Annotated in this window: 17 protein-coding genes; 10 read left to right on the top strand and 7 right to left on the bottom strand. The window is 63.7% G+C overall.

The annotated features are described in order from the left end of the window. Window positions 1-15: 15 nt before the first annotated feature. The gene (locus BSY17_RS03510) at window positions 16-1,662 is read right to left on the bottom strand and encodes an MFS transporter (RefSeq protein WP_069064352.1); all 1,647 of its coding nucleotides are present in this window, start codon (window positions 1,660-1,662) and stop codon (window positions 16-18) included. Between the two features lie 155 nt (window positions 1,663-1,817). Here BSY17_RS03510 and BSY17_RS03515 point away from each other — a divergent pair, with 155 nt between their 5' ends. Beyond that, complete coding sequence (locus BSY17_RS03515; RefSeq protein ID WP_037476728.1) at window positions 1,818-3,074, top strand: acetyl-CoA C-acetyltransferase; 1,257 nt, start codon at window positions 1,818-1,820, stop codon at window positions 3,072-3,074. An 82-nt stretch (window positions 3,075-3,156) separates the two neighbouring features. After that, complete coding sequence (locus tag BSY17_RS03520; RefSeq protein ID WP_037478857.1) at window positions 3,157-3,621, top strand: MarR family winged helix-turn-helix transcriptional regulator; 465 nt, start codon at window positions 3,157-3,159, stop codon at window positions 3,619-3,621. Between the two features lie 77 nt (window positions 3,622-3,698). Here BSY17_RS03520 and BSY17_RS03525 read toward each other — a convergent pair whose 3' ends face one another. Both BSY17_RS03525 and BSY17_RS03530 read right to left on the bottom strand, forming a co-directional pair. Further along, window positions 3,699-4,007 carry a hypothetical protein gene (locus BSY17_RS03525; RefSeq protein WP_069064353.1) on the bottom strand — a complete coding sequence of 103 codons (309 nt, stop codon included), beginning with the start codon at window positions 4,005-4,007 and terminating at the stop codon, window positions 3,699-3,701. A 176-nt stretch (window positions 4,008-4,183) separates the two neighbouring features. Next, a complete protein-coding gene (locus BSY17_RS03530) occupies window positions 4,184-4,975 on the bottom strand; it encodes an SDR family oxidoreductase (protein WP_069064354.1) in 792 nt (263 codons plus the stop codon). A 238-nt stretch (window positions 4,976-5,213) separates the two neighbouring features. Between BSY17_RS03530 and BSY17_RS03540 the strand changes: the two genes are divergently transcribed. From BSY17_RS03540 to BSY17_RS03560, 5 genes are all read left to right on the top strand, one after another. Next, window positions 5,214-6,443, top strand: coding sequence for a CaiB/BaiF CoA transferase family protein (locus BSY17_RS03540; RefSeq protein ID WP_037476725.1), 1,230 nt, complete (start codon window positions 5,214-5,216; stop codon window positions 6,441-6,443). Window positions 6,444-6,469: 26 nt separating this feature from the next. Continuing rightward, a complete protein-coding gene (locus BSY17_RS03545) occupies window positions 6,470-6,760 on the top strand; it encodes a hypothetical protein (RefSeq protein WP_037476724.1) in 291 nt (96 codons plus the stop codon). Between the two features lie 11 nt (window positions 6,761-6,771). Next, window positions 6,772-8,283: a class I adenylate-forming enzyme family protein gene (locus BSY17_RS03550; protein ID WP_037476722.1), complete on the top strand. Its 1,512-nt coding sequence runs from the start codon at window positions 6,772-6,774 to the stop codon at window positions 8,281-8,283. A gap of 277 nt (window positions 8,284-8,560) precedes the next feature. After that, on the top strand, window positions 8,561-9,388 hold the full coding sequence (locus BSY17_RS03555; protein ID WP_052027718.1) for a helix-turn-helix domain-containing protein: 828 nt from the start codon (window positions 8,561-8,563) through the stop codon (window positions 9,386-9,388). Then, window positions 9,381-10,658 carry an amidohydrolase family protein gene (locus tag BSY17_RS03560; RefSeq protein WP_037476721.1) on the top strand — a complete coding sequence of 426 codons (1,278 nt, stop codon included), beginning with the start codon at window positions 9,381-9,383 and terminating at the stop codon, window positions 10,656-10,658. Before BSY17_RS03555 ends, BSY17_RS03560 begins: the two co-directional genes overlap by 8 nt. Window positions 10,659-10,715: 57 nt before the next feature. Here the strand turns inward: BSY17_RS03560 and BSY17_RS03565 are convergent, their stop codons facing one another. From BSY17_RS03565 to BSY17_RS03580, 4 genes are read right to left on the bottom strand one after another with little or no spacing between them, the layout of a single operon-like run. Next, entirely contained in the window at window positions 10,716-11,450 is a 735-nt protein-coding gene (locus BSY17_RS03565) for a DUF2889 domain-containing protein (RefSeq protein ID WP_037476720.1), read from the bottom strand. A gap of 6 nt (window positions 11,451-11,456) precedes the next feature. Further along, entirely contained in the window at window positions 11,457-12,626 is a 1,170-nt protein-coding gene (locus BSY17_RS03570; RefSeq protein ID WP_069064356.1) for a thiolase family protein, read from the bottom strand. Continuing rightward, window positions 12,623-13,027, bottom strand: a complete 405-nt coding sequence (locus BSY17_RS03575; protein ID WP_037476718.1) for a Zn-ribbon domain-containing OB-fold protein — start codon at window positions 13,025-13,027, stop codon at window positions 12,623-12,625. Before BSY17_RS03575 ends, BSY17_RS03570 begins: the two co-directional genes overlap by 4 nt. A 3-nt stretch (window positions 13,028-13,030) precedes the next feature. Next, window positions 13,031-14,281, bottom strand: coding sequence for a cytochrome P450 (locus BSY17_RS03580; RefSeq protein ID WP_037476717.1), 1,251 nt, complete (start codon window positions 14,279-14,281; stop codon window positions 13,031-13,033). 216 nt (window positions 14,282-14,497) lie between these two features. Here BSY17_RS03580 and BSY17_RS03585 point away from each other — a divergent pair, with 216 nt between their 5' ends. From BSY17_RS03585 to BSY17_RS03595, 3 genes are all read left to right on the top strand, one after another. Next, window positions 14,498-14,728, top strand: coding sequence for a ferredoxin (locus BSY17_RS03585; RefSeq protein WP_069064357.1), 231 nt, complete (start codon window positions 14,498-14,500; stop codon window positions 14,726-14,728). Between the two features lie 25 nt (window positions 14,729-14,753). Further along, on the top strand, window positions 14,754-15,584 hold the full coding sequence (locus tag BSY17_RS03590) for a coniferyl-alcohol dehydrogenase (protein WP_069064358.1): 831 nt from the start codon (window positions 14,754-14,756) through the stop codon (window positions 15,582-15,584). A gap of 67 nt (window positions 15,585-15,651) precedes the next feature. Then, on the top strand, window positions 15,652-17,862 hold the full coding sequence (locus BSY17_RS03595) for an acyl-CoA dehydrogenase (RefSeq protein WP_069064359.1): 2,211 nt from the start codon (window positions 15,652-15,654) through the stop codon (window positions 17,860-17,862). The last annotated feature ends 1 nt before the right edge of the window (window position 17,863 follow it).

The raw sequence follows: 17,863 nt of genomic DNA on the forward strand, positions 1-17,863 counted from the left end.
ACTCTCCTCCGGGCATCATGGCCCGATATAGTTGATCATCCCCTGTTGCGGGTCGGGCGTGTCGGGGCGAAAGCGCACCGATCCGAACGGCCGTTCCAGCCGCCGCCGCACGCGCAAAACGCCCGGACTGTTATGGAAGGAACTGGCGTGGGACTGGATATCCTTGTCCGCTTGCGTGAAGCGCTCGCGCATGTGCAGATAATCGCCCCAGGTCGGGCATTGATAGCGTTCGGTCCATCGGGTGGGATCGGCAATGTCGCGCGCGATCGACCAGTTGAACCCGCCATTGCGCAGCCGGGTGTGCTGGACCTGCAACATCGCCCCATAAAATTCGCGCGCACGGGCAGGATCGACATCATAATCGATTTCTATGATGATCGGGCCGGATCGGCGGGTGAGCGCCATGCCGACCTCCGGCTCGTTATTGAGCAGGAAGGGTTCGACATCGGCTTCATTGGTGTCGGGCAAAGGCAGGAGCATGCCGATGAGCGGCAAGGCGGCGAGCGCCAGGCCCGACAGATAGAGCGCACCTTCGACCGAAATCTGCCCCGCGACCCAGCCCCAAAAGGCCGCGCCGATCGCAATGCCACCGGTCAGCGCCGAGGAGAAGAGCGAGAGCGCGCGCGCCGTCACCCAGCGGGGCGCGGCGAGTTGCACGGCGACGTTGAACAGCGCGATGGTCAGGATATTCGCGCCGCCCGCGATGAAAAGGGCAAAGCATGTGAGCGGCACCGATCGACTAAAGCCCACCAGGAGCAACGCCGCGCCGCTGATGACGGCCAGCAGGGTGACGGTGCGATGGGTGCCAAACCTCTCGCGGCAGGGACCGACGAGCAGCGCGCCGCCGACCGCGCCCACACCGCTGGCACCAAGCAGCAGGCCGAACGTGCTGGCGTCGCCACCTAGCAATTGCTTGGCGATCAAGGGGGCGAGCGCGGCGGCCGATGCGCCCGCCAGCCCGAAGAAAAAGGCGCGGGCCAGGACGGTACGGATCGGCACAGCGTGAAGCGCATAGCGTGCGCCCGACACGATCGCGCGGTGGATCTGTTCGGGCGGCAGGCGCGAGGAGACATGGCGGCGCTGCCACAGGTAGAAGGCGATGAACAAGGGCAGATAGCCGATCGCGTTGACGGCGAAGGCGGCATGGGCACCGGCCGCCAGCACGATGATGCCACCGATCGCCGGGCCGAAGCTGCGCGCGACATTATAGCTGATCGTGCCGAGCGCGATGGCGGCAGGCAAGTGATGCGGACCGACCTGCTCGCTGATCGAGGATTGCCAGGCGGGCGAATAAAGCGCGACCCCTGCCCCGATCAGGAAGCAGAAGGTAAGCAGCATCCAGGGCGAACTATAGCCCGCCCAGGCCAGCACCGTCAGAATGCAGGCGCAAACCATCGAGAAGGCAAGGCCAGCCATGGCAATCCGCCGTCGGTCGAACATGTCGGCCAAGGCACCCGCTGGCAGCGCAACCAGCATCAGGGGCAGCATCAATGCGCTCTGGACCAGCGCGACCATGCCGGGCGACGGGGTGAGCCGCGTCATTTCCCAGGCCGCGCCGACGCCCAGGATCAACTGGCCGAAATTGGAGAGCAGGCTGGCGGTCCAGATGCGGCGGAAGACCGGTTCGCGCAGGGGCGCAAAGCTGCCGCCGTCCTTTGCCATTCCGCAACTCTCCCTACTTCCTGTCCTTTGGCCGACCACCCTGCGCGCGGCCCGGCCGCAGCGTCCATCCCGGCCCACGATCAATCGCCCATGCGATTGGGGATGCGCGCGCATCCATGCGATAGCGCCATCAACAATATTGCAGGAGACGCGCCTTGGCAGAGGCCTTTATCATCGACGCCGTCCGCACGCCGCGCAGCTTCGGCAAGCTGGGCAAGGGTGCCCTGTCCCATCTGCATCCCCAGCATGTCGCGGCCACGGTGCTGCGTGCGATCCGCGATCGCAATGGCATCGACACGGCCGATGTCGACGACGTGATCTGGGGCACCAGCGCGCAGATGGGATTGCAGGGCGGCGACATGGGGCGGATGGCGGCGCTGGACGCGGGCTATGATGTGCGCGCGTCGGGCGTGACGCTCGACCGCTTCTGCGGCAGTGGCCTGACCGCCACCAATTTGGCCGCCGCGCAGATCATGGCCGGGATGGAAGATCTGGTCGTGGCGGGCGGGACCGAGATGATGTCGCACGTCATGTCCTATGGCCAGTCATTGCGTGAAGCAGGGGTGCCGTCGGTCGGCGGCCTTGGCACCGGCAATCTGCGCCTGCAGGCCAAGCATCCCCAGTCGAACCAGGGCGTCGCCGCCGATGCCATTGCGGCGATGGAGGGCATTACGCGCGAGCAGCTCGATGCCTTTGGCGCGGAGAGCCAGCGGCGGGCGGGGATCGCGATCAAGGAAGGGCGATTTGCCCGATCGACCGTGCCGGTGGTGGATGATGATGGCGCGGTGATATTGGACCATGAGGAATATCCCCGGCCTGATACCACGGCCGAACAGCTGGCGCAGTTGAAGCCCGCCTTTGCGGCCTTTCTCGACATGCCCTCGCGCGCCGATGGCCCGACATTCCGCCAGTTGATCAACCAGACATATCCTGACCTGGCGATCACGCCACTGCACCATGCGGGCACATCGTCCGGCGTGGTCGATGGCGCGGCCGCCCTATTGCTGGCGTCGGCCGACTATGCGCAGCGCCATGGCCTGACGCCGCGCGCGCGGGTCGTTGCGACCGCCAATATGGGGGATTGCCCGACATTGATGTTGAACGGCCCGGTCCCGGCCGCGCGCAAGGTGCTGGCGAAAGCAGGGTTGCGGGTCGAGGATATCGACGTCTTCGAGGTCAACGAAGCCTTTGCGGTCGTGACCGAAAAGTTCATCCGCGATTTGGGGATCGACCGCGCGAAGCTCAATCCCAATGGCGGCGCGATTGCGCTTGGCCATCCGATCGGGGCGACCGGCGCGGTGCTGATCGGCACGGCATTGGACGAGTTGGAACGGACGGGCGGTCGCTATGGCCTGATCACCATGTGCGCGGCGGGCGGCATGGCTCCAGCGATCATCATCGAACGTGTCTGAGAGACAGGACATGGTGCCGACTTGTGCATTGCAGGATGAGCTTTCTTTCGTTTCGCCGCGGTGGCGCTATGGTGGCCAGGTGATGGCGAAACCGATCGATCAATTGCTGGCCGAAGACCCGACCGCGCTCAAGCGCAACGCATCGTTGAAGCTGACGGTGATCGCGCGGCAGTTGCGCGCGCATTTCGACCAGAGCGTGGTGCGGCTGGGCGTGACCCGGTCGCAATGGACGGTGATCGCCGTGGTCGCGCGGCATCCGGGTGCGACGCAACGAACGATCGCCAATATGCTGGAGATTGCCGAGGCGTCGGCCGGGCGATTGATCGACCGGCTCTGCGCCGACGGGCTGCTGGAACGGCGGGCCAAGGATGACGACCGGCGCGCGCATGCCGTGTTCCTGACCGAGGCAGGCCAGACGATCACGACTCAATTGGCGGGCATTGCCCGTGCCAATGAGGATGTCGCCTTTGCGCGCTTCGATGTGGACGACCTCAACCGGCTCAACATGCTGCTGGACATGATTTCCGAGAATATTGCCAAACCCTGATCACAGGCCAAGCGACAGACGCAAAAAGGCCCGCCTTCCGCATTGGAAGGCGGGCCTTTTTTGATGGGTCAGGCCGATCAGCGGGCGGTCAGCAGATCGCGCTTGGACAGGTTGGTGACGAGCTTGCCATCGGCGGCGGCGAGGCTGGCAGCGGGCACGACGACCATCTTGCCGTTGAGGATGATCTGCGCGGCGCCATCGGGCGCGACGCGGTAGACGGCAGCGAGACGGTCACCCGACGCGGTGTAGAGCATCTTGCCCTTATAGTCCGCCGCGCTGACGGCAGCGGAGGACGACAGTTGCACGGCTTCGGCAGCTGCGGCGGCCTGCGGCAGGGCGGAAGCGGCAAGGGTGAAGGCAAGAGCGATTTGGGCAAAAGCAGTCATGGCGAACCTCTGGGTTAGAAAAGAGAGTGATTCATTTAATACTAAGCTTAGTTAGTAATTCGCCAAAAACATGTCAACCTAGCTTAGTATTATTTTTTGCAAGTGCGAACGAACAAGGGCGCGCCATTGCCCGGCGCGCCCTTGTTCTTTGGTCATGATGCGAAGGAGAAGGCAGGTCAGCGCGGCGGGAAGCGGATCGCGCCGTCGATGCGGAAAGTTTGCGCGTTGATATAGCTGTTGCGGACCAATTCCATTGCGAGCGATGCGAACTCTTCCGGCAGCCCCAGGCGGCGGGGGAAGGGCACGGATTTTTCGAGATTTTCATACATGGGCGGGTTCATGTCCTTGAACCGCAGCATCGGGGGTGTCGCGAAAATGCCCGGCATGATCGCGTTAACGCGAATCCCCAAATCCATCAGGTCGCGCGCCATGGGGAGGACCATGCCGTTCATCCCGGCCTTCAGCGATCCATAGGCGATCTGCCCCACCTGCCCGTCTTCGGCTGCTGCGCTGGATGTCAGGATGATGCTGCCGCGTTCATCGTCGGCCAAAGGATCGAGCGAGGCCATGCCGAGTGCGGCGATGGAGGCCATGCGGTAGCTGGCGACCAAGATGCCCTGCGCGGACAGGGCGTAATCTTCGGTCGAGAGACGCTTGAACCCACCGCTTTCCTTGTCCTTCGACACGGTCTTGCCGCCCTTCGACACCATGGCGCAATGGACGAGCAGCCGCTCCTGGCCCTGAACGGCGCGGGCCTGGTCGAAGCCGGCGAGTGCGCTGTCTTCCGAGAGGATGTCGACCTTGCAGAAGGTCGCGCCGACGTCTGCGGCGATCGCTTCGCCCTGATCCTGGTTGATGTCGAAGATCGCGACCTTTGCGCCGGCGACACGCAGGGCCTTCACCGTGGCAAGGCCAAGGCCTGACGCGCCGCCGGTGACGATGGCGGAGAGCGAGGAGTCGATCAGCATGGGAGTCCTTCCGGTAACATTTGCGTCGCACCTTCGGCCCGTAGCCCGTGCCGCTCAATCCCCCTGTTTTGCGAGCCTTCGCATATCGTGACGGCGTTGGTGGCCGCCAGGGCATCGTGCGAGCGATAGCCCGCACCCAACAGCCTGTCGGCTCTTGCGGCAATGGCCGCAGCTTCTAGGCTTTGCGGCAAGATACAGCGCTGCATCGTGCGGTGCATGAGGGGATTGGGGTAAGTTTATGACCCAGGTGATGAAGGGTGTGCGCGTGTTGGAAGTCGCGCAATTCACCTATGTACCGGCGGCGGGCGCGATCCTGGCCGACTGGGGCGCGGATGTCATCAAGATCGAGCATCCGGTACGCGGCGACACGCAGCGCGGATTTCTCAACATGGGCGGGGTGACGCTGGATCCGCTGCGCCACACGTTGTTCGAACATCCCAATCGCGGCAAGCGCAGCGTGGGGATCGACCTGTCCACGCCCGAAGGCCAGGAGGTTTTATATGAGCTGGCCAAGACGGCGGATGTCTTCCTGACCAACTATCTGCCGCAGGTACGCCAGAAAAACCGGTTCGATGTCGAGCATATCCGCGCCGTGAACCCCGATATCATCTATGCCCGTGGCAGCGCGCTGGGCGACAAGGGACCGGAGCGGCTGGTCGGCGGGTTCGACGGCACCTGCTTCTGGTCGCGCAGCGGCGTCGCCTATGCGATGACGCCTGAAGCCCTGCCGGGTCCGTTGACGCAGGGTATCCCGGCCTTTGGCGATTCGATCGGCGGCATGTTCATTGCAGGCGGCATTTCGGGCGCGCTGCTGCATCGCGAGCGCACGGGCGAGGCGACCGAGGTGGACGTATCGCTGCTGAGTGCCGCCTGGTGGGCGTCGGGCGCGCTGATATCGCAGGTGATGGAGACCGGGATCGAAACGCGCAATCCGATGCCGACATCGGGCGGGTCGCTGCGCAATCCGTTCATGGGCAATTTCCGCACGTCCGATGGCGGCACGATCAATCTGTGCATGGTCAGTCCAACCGGCCTGATCCGCGATACGTTCGAGCATGTCGGTGCGCCGGAAGCCGCGGACGATCCGCGCTTTAAAGACGTCTTGTCGCTGATCGAGAATGCGGGTGCGGCGAGCGACATATTGGTCAAGGCCTTTGCCCAGAAGCCCTTTGCCTATTGGCGCGCGCACCTCAAGACCATGAAGGGGCAATGGGCGCCGGTGCAGAGTTTCAGCGACCTGCTGACCGACGAACAGGCGCTGGCCAACGACATGATCATCGAGGTCGAGGGTGCCGATGGCAGCGGCAAGCCGCTGCGGCTGGTGCGCGGACCGGTGCAGTTCGATGGCAAGCCGCTGGAAACCACCCGCGCGCCACAGGCGTCGGAGCATACCGAAACGGTGCTGATGGAAATGGGCATCGAGTGGGACAAGATCGAACAGTGGAAAGCCAGCGGCGCGATCGCGTGAGGCTTGGAACAAAGGCGACCAGTGCAATGAAACCGGGAACGAAATTGAAGAGCGCGGCATGCGACACCGAAGTCATGGTGATCCGTTGCGGCGAGGGAGCCATCGAATGCGGCGGCGCGGCGATGGGCGAGGCGAAGCCGGAAGCGGTCGGCACGCCGTCGGCCGATTTCGCCGCTGGCACGTTGATGGGCAAACGCTATGTCGATGCGGCAGGGACGTTCGAATTGCTGTGCGTCAAGCCGGGCAAAGGATCGCTTTCGGTCGACGGCGTGGCCTTGCAGGTCAAGGACGCCAAGCCCCTGCCCGCGTCGGACTGAATGACAGACCGATGAACATCGCCCTCTTCCTGGAAATGACGGCCGACGCCGCACCCGACCGGATCGCTTTGGTGTGCGATGGCGCGCGCTGGACCTATGCTGACCTGCTGGCGGGCGCGCGCGGCGCGGCTGCGCTGATCCGGCAGAGCGAGGTCGCGCATGTCGCACTGCTCGACGAAAGCAGCGAGGCGGCGGTCATGGCGTTGTTCGGCGCGGCGCTGGCAGGCGTGCCTTATGTGCCGCTCAACTATCGGCTGGCGGATGCGGATCTGGGGGCGCTGCTGGCGCGGATCAGCCCGGCGTTGATCGTCGGGGATGGCGCGCGGGTGCGGCGGCTATGCCCGGATGCCGCCAATATCATTGTGTCGCGCGCGGATTTCGTCGCGCAGGCCCAAACACTGGCGGGCGATGCGCCGGTGGAAGCGGACGCGGGCGACGATGTCGCGATCCAGCTGTTCACCAGTGGCACGACCGCCGCGCCCAAGGCCGCGATTTTGCGTCATGCCAATCTGGTCTCCTATATCCTTGGCACGGTGGAGTTCGCCGCTGCGCCGGAAGAGGATGCCGCGCTGGTCAGCGTGCCGCCCTATCATATTGCGGGGATCGCGGCGTTGCTGAGTTCCATTTACGCGATGCGGCGAATCCTGATGCTGCCCGCCTTTGCACCCGACGCCTGGCTGAACCTCGCGGCGGTGGAGCGAGCGAGCAATGCGTTTGTCGTGCCGACCATGTTGGCGCGGATCATCGAGGCGATGGGCCAGATGGTCGCCAAGGGTGCGTCGCAGCCGGACCTGTCCGCGCTGCGGGCGATCGCCTATGGCGGTGGCAAGATGCCGACCGAGCTGATCCACCAGGCGCTCGACCTGTTTCCGACGACCGGCTTCACCAACGCCTATGGCCTGACCGAGACGAGTTCGACCGTCGCGCTGTTGGGACCGGATGAGCATCGCGCGGCCCATGGGTCGGACGATCCGGTGGTGCGGGCGCGGCTGGGATCGGTGGGGCGGCCGTTGCCGACCGTGGAGATCGAGATACGCGACGAGGATGGCCAAGTGCTGCCGCCGGGCGTGCCGGGCGAAATCTATGTGCGCGGCGAGCAGGTGTCGGGCGAATATCGCGAACGCAGCGCGCTTGACGCCGATGGTTGGTTTCCGACTCGTGACGCGGGCTATATCGATGCGGACGGCTATCTGTTCCTGTCGGGGCGCGCGGACGATGTGATCGTGCGGGGCGGCGAGAATATCTCGCCCGGCGAGATCGAGGATGTGGTGATGACCCATCCCGCCGTGGCCGAGGCGGCGGCGGTCGCCATTCCTTCGCACGAGTGGGGCGAAGCGGTGGGCCTGATCGTGGTGCCGCGCGCAGGGCATAGCGCGCCGGACGAGGACGAGCTGAAGCAGATGGTACGAGCGCGGCTGCGGTCATCGCGGGTACCAGAGCGGGTGCTGTTCACCGATGCCCTACCCTATAATGAGATGGGCAAGCTGCTGCGGCGGGAAATCAAGACGCTGTTTTCCCGCTGAAGCGCAACAAGCGGACAGCGAATCGGACAATGGTTACGGCTTTTTGCGCCGGGGTTGCTGTGCATTTTTCTTCGGAACCGAACGGTGACCGGCAGCTCCATTGCTCTGGAAACCTGTACGGAACGTCTATTTTTATAGTAATAATTCAGATGGTTGTGAGGATTTCTGGCTGCTTCCACCTGCCCAATTGGGCAAAATAAACGAGAGTATCTCATTTTTAATTGACAGGCCTGCCCCGGTAGTGAACAACTGTGTTCATAAACCGAAGGAGAGGACCATGGCTCAAATAGAGTCCAACAAGGCAAAGATCGCCAAGCGCGTCATCGAAGTGCTGGAATTCTTCGATGAAGATCATCCGCAGGCTACGGTGATGGACATCGTCCGTCGTTTCGACCGGCCTCAGTCCAGCACGTCGGAATTGCTGTCGAGCCTGGTTGACCTTGGCCTTTTGCACAAAGATCCCTGCTCGCGTTCCTATTCGCCCACGCCCCGCGCCGCGATGCTGGGGGCCGCCGTGCAGCCCAAGCTGGTGCGCGATGGCGTGCTGACCGGGCTGATCGATCGCCTGTCGGCGCAGACGGGCCTGGGCGTTGCGGTGTTCGGCATGGTGGGCCTGAAGGTCCAGGTGTTCAACTGGCGGGCCGGCACGCGCACCTTCCGCACCGCCGGAGCCGCCGGTTTCTGCGGCGGCCAGCAGGATCATCTGTCCGACAGCGCGGCGGGATGGCTGATGCTCTCGACCGTTCCGCAGCCGCGGCGCGACGGCATGATCCGCCGCCTGAATGCGGAAGCCACGCCCGATCGCAAGTTCATACCCGCCGACATGAGCGCACAGGTGCTGTCATGCCGGGAGCAGGGCTTTGCCAGTGGCAAGGTCGGCTTCGGGTCGATCGCGGATGTAACGGCCGTGCTGCTGCCCAACATGCCCGAAAGCCAGCCGCTGGCCATTGGTTTCGTCTACGAGCCATCGGACCAGATCGATGCCGACAGCCTGTTGCGGACACTGAATGAAGCGGTGCGTCGCTGCGTGGAGGAACCGGCGCCCGCGCCCGTTTCCCCGCTGTTCGATGGCAGCCGCCAGCCGATGGAGATGAAGCATGGCTGATGTGAAGGACAAGACCGACAGCGAAATGGCGCAGGCCGCCAAGAAATATTGGTCGGCCGAAGGCTATACCGAAGGCGGCGTGATCCGCGAGGTGGATTATGCCACACAATCGGGCGGGTTGGACCCATCGCTGGCTGGCATCAAGATCGTCGACACCGACACGCATATCACCGAAGCACCCGACCTGTTCACCTCGCGCGCGCCGGCCAAATATAAGGGCAAGGTGCCCTATGTGAAGCAGGACGCCGACGGCGTCGAACGCTGGTATGTCGGTGACCGCAATTTCGGATCGATGGGTGGCAACGTCATTCGCGCCGACAATAACAAGCTGTTGGGGCGGCTTGCTTTCCCCAAGCTGGAGCAGGCGCATCCGGGCGGCCACCTGATCAAGGAACGGTTGCAGGCGATGGACGATATGGGCGTCTATGCCCAGATCGGCTTCCAGAATTCGGGCGTGACCCAAGCCGGGTCGTTGATGTCGCTGGGTGACCCCGACCTCGCGCTCGCCATCGTGCAAATGTATAATGATGCATCGGCCGAATATCAGCAGGTGTCGGGCAACCGCATCTTCAACATGGGCCACCTGCCCTTCTGGGACCAGAAGGCGTTGGAGACCGAGGCGCGGCGTTGCTACGACATGGGGATCAAGGGCTTTGTCCTGCCCGATACGCCCGAACGTGTCGGCGTGCCGAGCTTCATGCACGATTATTGGACCCCGTTCCTGGAGATGTGCGAAGCGACCGGCATGCCGCTCAATTTCCACCTCAACAGTGCGGTCGACCCCAATACGCTGACCTGGGACGGGTTCGGCTTCGAGCAGACGCTGTCGGTGGTGGCGACGATGTTCTCGATCGGCAATGCCGCGACGCTGGGCAATTGGATGGTGTCGGGCCGGCTCGATCGCCATCCCAAGCTCAAGATCGGCCTTATCGAAAGCGGCATGGGCTGGCTGCCCTTCGCGATCGAGGCGCTGGAGCATCAGTTCAACGAGATGCTGCCGAGCAAGGCCAATATGCTGCATAAGCGGCCGTGGGAATATTTCCGCGACCATTTCTGGGTCACCTTCTGGTTCGAGAAGGTCGGTCCCAAGCTGCTGCTGGAAACCATCGGCGTGGACAAGGTGATGTTCGAAACCGATTTCCCGCATCCCACCTCGCTCTATCCCGGCGTGCAGGCGCATGTCATCGACGTGCTGGGCGGCTATGATTTCGAGGTCAAGAAGAAGGTCCTGCAGACCAACGCGACAGGCCTCTACAACCTGCCCTTCTGATAGCGAAGGGACGATATGGGGCGCGCCTTCCCTCTCCGGCGCGCCCCTTTTTTTCGTCTATCGCGGGTGGAAGGCGTGACCATCGAAATGGTCGAGCGGGGTCGGCGACGCACCGCTGAAATCGATGACCTGGCCGACGCGGCGGGCGTGAACGGCATTGTCCGGCTGGAAGGTGAAGCAGTTGGGCGGCACCTTCGTCGCGGTGGATTGCCGCTCCATAGGAATCAGGCGGCCATTGGCGAGGATCGTGCCCCATTGCAGCAGGCGGGCGGCTTCGCGCTGCGGGTCTTCGAGGCTGTCGATCCAGGGGCGCAATTTCAGGAGCGATTGGCCGGCGATGGCGGCCGGGGCTTCCAGGATATGCTGGCGATGCGTTAGCCTGAGCAGTAGCGCGCCGTCGCGCCGGATTTCCGCGACCGCCAGGCCATCGACGGGGTCGCAAGCGACGATGTCGTAGAGGATCGGTTCATCGTCCGCCGCATGGGCGGCGGCCAGTACGGCCAGATCGTGCAAATGGGTGCAATTGGCCTTTTTTTCTCCCCGCGCCGCGACATCCACCAGTGCGACACCGGTGAAGGTCGCGGCCAGCACAGCAGGCGCGCCGGGACAAGTGGTCCAGGGTACGCGCTCCATGAGGGAGTCGACGCCAGTGACGTGCGTGCCGTCATGGCGCAGGGTGACGGCCATGCAATGATAGTCATCCTCGACTGCGGCGATGACCGCCCCCTCAGAAGGCGTGACGCGGAAACGCCGCCGGAAGCCCGGCAGCGCGTCGAGCGTAGCACTGTCCATGACAGGCTAGTCCTTGGCCAGCAGCAGCGCCGCCGCCATGGGGCCGCCGCCTGACGTGGCGATGGCGACGCGGGGATCGCCGCCGATCTGGCGTGCGCCGCCCTCCCCACGCAATTGGACGACCGATTCATAGGCGAAGCCGAAGCCGTGGAGCCGGCCCCAGCCAAGCTGGCCGCCACCGGTATTCATCGGCAGCGCGCCATCACGGGCGATGCGGGTGCCGCCTTCGAGGAATTGACCGCCTTCGCCGATGGGACAAAAGCCCAGCCCTTCGAGCCAGGTGATGGGCTGGAAAGCGAAGCCGTCATAGAGCTGGACGGTATCGACATCGTCCACCGTGTAGTCCGTGTTCTTCCACAGGTCGCGCCCGGTGGCATAGGCGCCCGCCCATTCGGCCTGGTCCCAGCTATAGCGTTCGACCGAACCCGCGCTCGCGGCGATGCGGATGGGTGTCGCCTTCACGTCGCCAAGCGCGTCGCCCGCCGAGACGATCACCACGGTCGAGGCATCGGTGAAGCGGTCGCAATCATAGAGGCAGAAGGGCGAACTGATCATCCGGGCGGACATATAATCGTCCATCGTTAGCGGCTTTTTGACCAGCGCGCGCGGGTTGAGCGTGGCATTGGCATGATCGTTCAAAGCAACCTGCGCCAATTGCTCGCGGGTGAGGCCATAGCGTTTCATATGGCGCATCGCGAACTGCGCGGTCCAGTTGGCGGCGGAGAAGGCACCGAAGGGCGAGACCCATTGGGAATTGCCCGACACATCCTTGCGCCGTTCCATCGGCGGGAACTCCTCCGGGCGGGCAAGCGCGGCGGCTTCATAAACGGTGCGGAAGCAGAGGACGTGGCGGGCGAGGCCTGCCTTCACCGCATTGGCGGCTTCGATGATGGCCCCCAATTGCGCGGTCGATTCCGCCGCACCGATATGCCAACGGGTTTTCAGCCCCAGCACTTCGATCAGGTCGTCCGAACTGACGGGCGAGAAGCCGAGGAAACTCGGCATCTTGCCGGGATAGGTGGCGACGCCATCGATCTGATCGAGCGTCAGCCCGGCGTCGGCGATGGCTTCGCGCACGGCATCGACCGTGAGCAGCAGCGGCGAGCGGGTCAGGCGCACCCCGACCTCCGACATGCCGATGCCGCTGATATAGGCTTCGCGTTGCGCCATGGTCAGGCGACCTTTTCGAACAGGGGGAACCAGATGCCGTCCTGTTCCTCGAACACGACCTGCACGCGATCATCGATATCGACCGCATCGACCGGGCTGCCGACGATATTGGTGGTGAGGTACACGCCGGGCGCATCGTCCAGCTTCACCCGCGCGATGACGAAGGGCACCTCCATATCCTTGGCCCAGGCCTGGTGATTGATAGTGTAGGTGTCGATGATGCCCGTGCCCGCCACCGCATGGGGCGCGACATTTTCCGACTGGCAATGGCGGCACAGCTCGCGTGGCGGATGGGTATAGTTGCCACAGTCACCGCATCGGGTGATGTGCAGCTTCCCCTCCGCCCCGCCAGTCCAGAAGGCGCGGTTGTCCCGGTCGAGACGCGGGCGCGAACGCTGCCAGGCCATGGATCAGACGTCCCAGACCAGGTGCATGCTTTCGATGCCGATGACATGGCCGCCATGGAAGACCGGCGGATGATCGGGATCGAGCCGGAATTCGGGCATGCGTGCCAACATTTCCTCATAGAGAACCTGCAGCTCGACACGCGCGAGATGCGAGCCGAGGCAGCGATGCGGGCCGACGCCAAAGGCGATGTGGACGTTGTTTTCGCGATCGAGATCATAGACGTCGGGCTGCGGAAATTCCTTTGCGTCTAGATCGGCGGCAGGCAGGAACAATTTGACCATGTCGCCGGGCATCATCTTGGCCCCGGACAGTTCGACGGGGCGCTTCACGACCCGCATCGGCACGGTGAAGGTGTAGCGGCGCAGCATTTCTTCAGCCGCTTCGGCGATCAGCTTGGGTTCGGCGCGCAGCTTGCGCTGAAGATCGGTGTCCACGGCCAGACCGCGCATGGCGAGGCCCATGCCGTTCATCACCGTGTCGAGCCCGGCAATGAAGAGCAGCACGCCGTAATTTTCCATGTCGGCGAGCGTCGTCGGCTGGCCATCAATTTCCAGCTTCCAGAGCATGGAGATGATGTCGTCGCGCGGATTGTCGCGCCGGTCCAGCAACGTGTCGCGCATGGCCGCCGCGATCGTTTGAAGGCGACGCATCGAGCCTTCGCGATCGCCGTCGATCGCTTCCATATGCTCCTTCACGATGGCGCGATATTCGGGCAGCCGATCGAGCGGCAGGCCGAGCATCTTGAGGAACACCTGTACCGGCAAAGGTTCAGCCACCGCGCTCATGAATTCGCAGCGGCCATCAGGCTTGATCGCCTCGATCAGGTCGCCGGCCAGCTCGCGGATGCTGTCGCGCAGCGCCGAGATGGTCTTGGGCGAAAAGACTTTTTGCAGCGGCTGGCGATATTTGGTGTGTTCGGGCGGATCGAGCGTGATCGGGATCGGCTGGGGAATATGCGGCGCGCCAGGCGGCAGCGAGGCGAGCATCGCCTTCATCTTGTCCTGCGGCACAAATTCGCTGGAGAAGGCTTCGGTATCGCGTGACGCCTCATAATTGGCGGCATGCGTCAATATCATCCAGCCGCCGCCATTGCGCGGGGTCCAGAATACCGGCGGCGCGTTGCGCAGCAGGTCCATGATGCGGACATGCGGATCGTCGAGCAGGCCGGGATCGGCATGGATGTCGAAATCATAGACTAGTGCGTCGGGCACATGGGCGGGTTTCGGTGCGGCGGGGCTGAGGGCGTGATCCATGCAAGTCTCCGGCAAATCTGTTTATCATTTATCCCGGTTTCGCGCGCATGGAGCATAAAGGCAAATGCGTCGCGCAGCCCCGGTCCATATACCGCTCCGACGATTGCTGGCTGGGACGCCTCCCTTGCGTATCGTGGCGGCGATTGAGCGGTTGGACATGTTGATCGGTCTCCCAATCTCCTTTCTAAGGAAGACAAGTATCGCTGGAGTGGCTGCATGAAGATCCGCATCGAAAAGGCCGGTTGCGTGGGCAATGCCCGCTGTGCCGCCGTGTCCGTAACCCTCTATCCGCTGGACGATGACGGCTATATCCAAACCGAGGGCTTCACTGTTCCCGAAGGCATGGAGAAGGCCGCCAGAAATGGCGCGAGGGCCTGCCCCGAACGCATTATCGTCGTTGAAGAAGAGGATGGCCGCATCAGCTGGCCCCCGGCGGCCAAGGCCTGACATTCCCATATAATCGGAGAGTATGATGAGCGACCTGTTGGGTTACAAAGGCAAGCGCGTGATCGTGACCGGCTGCTTTTCGGGCATGGGGGAAGCGACCGCGAAACTGTTGCTGAGCCTCGGCGCGGAGGTGCATGGGCTGGACTATAAGGACAGCGCGCTGCCGCTGGCGTCTTTCCACAATGTCGACCTGCGCGATCCGGCCTCGATCGACGCGGCGGTGGCAGGCATTGGCGGCAAGGTGGACGCGCTGTTCAACTGTGCGGGACTGCCGCAATCCTTTCCAGCGATGGACGTGATGAAGGTGAACTTCATCGGCCTGCGTCATTTGACCGAGCAGGTCTTGCCGCTGATGGGACCGGGTGGCGCGATCGTCAGCATCGCGTCCACCGGCGGGATGGGGTGGAGCCGCCGGATTCCGACCAATATGGAATTCGTCACCACCAAGGGGTTCGACGCGGCGATCGCCTGGTGCGAGTCCAATATGGACACGGTCAAGGAGGGCTACAGCTTCTCCAAGGAGAATGTGATCGTGTGGACCCAGTATATGGGCGCGCATTTGATCAAACAGGGTATCCGCATCAACTGCACCCTGCCCTCCCCCACCCAGACGCCGATGATGGCGGCGTTCGAGGCGACGTCGGGCAAGGATGTGGTCGCCGCCGCCGCCGAGCCGATGGGGCGCTATTCGACGCCGGAAGAGCAAGCGGCGGGGCTGGTGCTGATCAACAGCGATCTGGCGAGCATCGTCAATGGCGTCGTTTTCCCGGTCGATGGCGGTTTCATGGGCGGGGTCGCCACCGGACAAGTGGACCTGAGCGTCATGATGCGCCGGTCCGCGCCTGCGCAGGGTTAGGGGGCAGACACGCCCACCATGTTCCCCTCCCCTTACAGGGGAGGATTGAGAGTAGAGGCATAGTCCCATGAATTTCGACCTGACCGATGACCAGGAAATGATGCGCGACATGTTCGTGCGCTTTCTGGACGAACATAGCAGCATCGCGCGGGTGCGCTCGGCGGCACCTTCGGGTTTCGATCCCGCGCTGTGGACGGGTTTGGCGGAATTGGGCGCCTTGTCGATCCGCGTGCCGGAAGAAGCAGGCGGCCTGGGGCTCGGCCTGTTCGATGCCGTGATTTTGATGGAGGAAGCGGGCCGGACCTTGGTGTCGGGGCCGCTGGCCGAAACACTGGTGGTGGCGCGGATGCTGGCTTTGCTGGGCGGCGACGCGGCGACCGACCTGCTCGGCCGGGTCATGGCGGGCGAAGCGGTCGCGAGCATCGCCTTCCATGATATCGCTACGCAACCGGTGCAGTGGATCGGCGGAGGTCAGGTGGTGCAGGCTGTCGTGGCGCGGCGGGGTGACGACATCCTTCTGATCGACGTGCCGGACGGCGCGCGCGTGGCGGAGGAGAATTTGGCCGATACGCCGATGGCACAAATCGACCTTGGCGCCTTGCCGCAGGTCGTGCTGGCGTCCGGCGCGGACGCCGTTGCGACCTTCGCCAGCGGTATCGAGGAATGGAAACTGCTGATCGCGGCTGGCCTAGCCGGGATCGGGCGCGAGGCGTTGAAGCTGGCGGCGGCCTATGCGTGCGAGCGCAAGCAGTTCGATCAGTATATCGGCCAATTTCAGGGGATTTCCCACCCCCTCGCCGATTTGCTGTGCGATGTCGACGGCGGCAAGTTCCTGGTGTGGAAGGCGATCCGCGACATTGCCGATGGCGCGCCGGAGGCGGGAGCGGCGATCAGCATTGCCGCCTGGTGGAACAGCGATGCGGCGGGCCGGGCGGTGGCACAGGCGCTGCACACATTTGGCGGTTATGGCCTGACCACCGAATATGATATTTTCCTGTTCAACCTGCGCGCCAAGGCCTGGCCTTTGTTGCTGGGCGATCCGCAGCGGTTGATCGGCGAGGCCGGGCGACGACTCTATGCAGGCGAGCAGGCGGCCTTGCCTGATGCGGGCGACATGTCGGTCAATTTCGATCTGGGCGAAGACGCGCGCGCCATCACCCAGGAGATAGAGGATTTCTTTGCCGCCCATGTGACGCCGGAAATGCGCGAGGCGTTTCATTATAGCTGGGAGGGCTATAACCCCGTCCTCAACCGCAAATTGGCGGCGCAGAATCTGCTCTATGTGGGCTTGCCGCAGGATGTCGGCGGGCGCGGGCTTTCCGCCTATGAAAAGACCGCCGCGATGGATGCGTTCGAAGCGGAGGGTTATAATAATCCGGCTGCGAATGTTACGCAGATGGTCGCGCTGATCGTCCATCGCTTTGGCAGCGAGGAATTGAAGGCGGCGATCCTGCCCGAAATCATGCGCGGCGAAGTCATCTGCTCGCTGGGCTATTCCGAGCCGGGCGCTGGGTCCGACGTGTTCGCCGCGCAGTGCCGCGCGACGCAGGAAGCCGATGGTAGCTGGCGGATCGATGGGACCAAGATGTTCACCAGCGGGGCGAACCTGTCGACCTATGTGCTGATGCTGTGCCGGACCAACCCGGACGTGGCCAAGCATAAGGGGCTGACCATGTTCATCGTGCCGCTGAAGGCCGAGGGCGTGACGATCCAGCCGGTCCATACTTTTCAGGACGAGCGGACCAACATCACCTTCTATGACGGAGTGAAGATACCCGATAGCTGGCGGCTGGGCGCGGTCGACGGCGGGGTGCGGACGATGAGCGCAAGCCTGGAACTGGAGCATGGTGGCGGTTTCGCCAAATATCAGCGCGCGATGCTGCATGCGGCCGAAACGCTGTGCCGGGAGATACAGCACGATGGCCAGCCGTTGATCGCCGACGCCGGGGCGCAGGCGCGGCTGGCGCGCACCGCGGCCAATCTGTGGGCGTCCGAACTGATCGCATTCCGCGCCAATTGGGCAAGCATGGAGAAGAAGCCGAACCTGGCCTATGGACCGATGGCCAAGATGTTCAGTTCCGAGAAGTTCCAGAGCGATGCACGCGACTTGCTGGACCTGACTGCGCCCTTGTCCCTGTCCAAGCGCAAGGGGGCGGCGGCGGAGATCAACATGTTCTACCGCCACGCGCAGGGCGCGACCATTTATGGTGGGACAAGCGAGGTCCATCGTTCCATGATCGCCGAGCGCGCGCTGGGCCTGCCGCGTACCCGCGCGTGAA

Origin of the sequence: Sphingobium sp. RAC03 (assembly GCF_001713415.1) — a bacterium.
Lineage (GTDB): Bacteria > Pseudomonadota > Alphaproteobacteria > Sphingomonadales > Sphingomonadaceae > Sphingobium.

What these genes read in the sequence shown, in the direction of transcription:
- BSY17_RS03565 (WP_037476720.1), bottom strand. Translation starts at nt 11,450, where the DNA reads ATGGACAGTGCTACGCTCGACGCGCTGCCGGGCTTCCGGCGGCGTTTC.
- BSY17_RS03510 (WP_069064352.1), bottom strand. Translation starts at nt 1,662, where the DNA reads ATGGCAAAGGACGGCGGCAGCTTTGCGCCCCTGCGCGAACCGGTCTTC.
- BSY17_RS03560 (WP_037476721.1), top strand. Translation starts at nt 9,381, where the DNA reads ATGGCTGATGTGAAGGACAAGACCGACAGCGAAATGGCGCAGGCCGCC.
- BSY17_RS03580 (WP_037476717.1), bottom strand. Translation starts at nt 14,281, where the DNA reads ATGGATCACGCCCTCAGCCCCGCCGCACCGAAACCCGCCCATGTGCCC.
- BSY17_RS03575 (WP_037476718.1), bottom strand. Translation starts at nt 13,027, where the DNA reads ATGGCCTGGCAGCGTTCGCGCCCGCGTCTCGACCGGGACAACCGCGCC.
- BSY17_RS03545 (WP_037476724.1), top strand. Translation starts at nt 6,470, where the DNA reads ATGAAACCGGGAACGAAATTGAAGAGCGCGGCATGCGACACCGAAGTC.
- BSY17_RS03525 (WP_069064353.1), bottom strand. Translation starts at nt 4,007, where the DNA reads ATGACTGCTTTTGCCCAAATCGCTCTTGCCTTCACCCTTGCCGCTTCC.
- BSY17_RS03595 (WP_069064359.1), top strand. Translation starts at nt 15,652, where the DNA reads ATGAATTTCGACCTGACCGATGACCAGGAAATGATGCGCGACATGTTC.
- BSY17_RS03555 (WP_052027718.1), top strand. Translation starts at nt 8,561, where the DNA reads ATGGCTCAAATAGAGTCCAACAAGGCAAAGATCGCCAAGCGCGTCATC.
- BSY17_RS03590 (WP_069064358.1), top strand. Translation starts at nt 14,754, where the DNA reads ATGAGCGACCTGTTGGGTTACAAAGGCAAGCGCGTGATCGTGACCGGC.
- BSY17_RS03585 (WP_069064357.1), top strand. Translation starts at nt 14,498, where the DNA reads ATGAAGATCCGCATCGAAAAGGCCGGTTGCGTGGGCAATGCCCGCTGT.
- BSY17_RS03520 (WP_037478857.1), top strand. Translation starts at nt 3,157, where the DNA reads ATGGCGAAACCGATCGATCAATTGCTGGCCGAAGACCCGACCGCGCTC.
- BSY17_RS03530 (WP_069064354.1), bottom strand. Translation starts at nt 4,975, where the DNA reads ATGCTGATCGACTCCTCGCTCTCCGCCATCGTCACCGGCGGCGCGTCA.
- BSY17_RS03550 (WP_037476722.1), top strand. Translation starts at nt 6,772, where the DNA reads ATGAACATCGCCCTCTTCCTGGAAATGACGGCCGACGCCGCACCCGAC.
- BSY17_RS03540 (WP_037476725.1), top strand. Translation starts at nt 5,214, where the DNA reads ATGACCCAGGTGATGAAGGGTGTGCGCGTGTTGGAAGTCGCGCAATTC.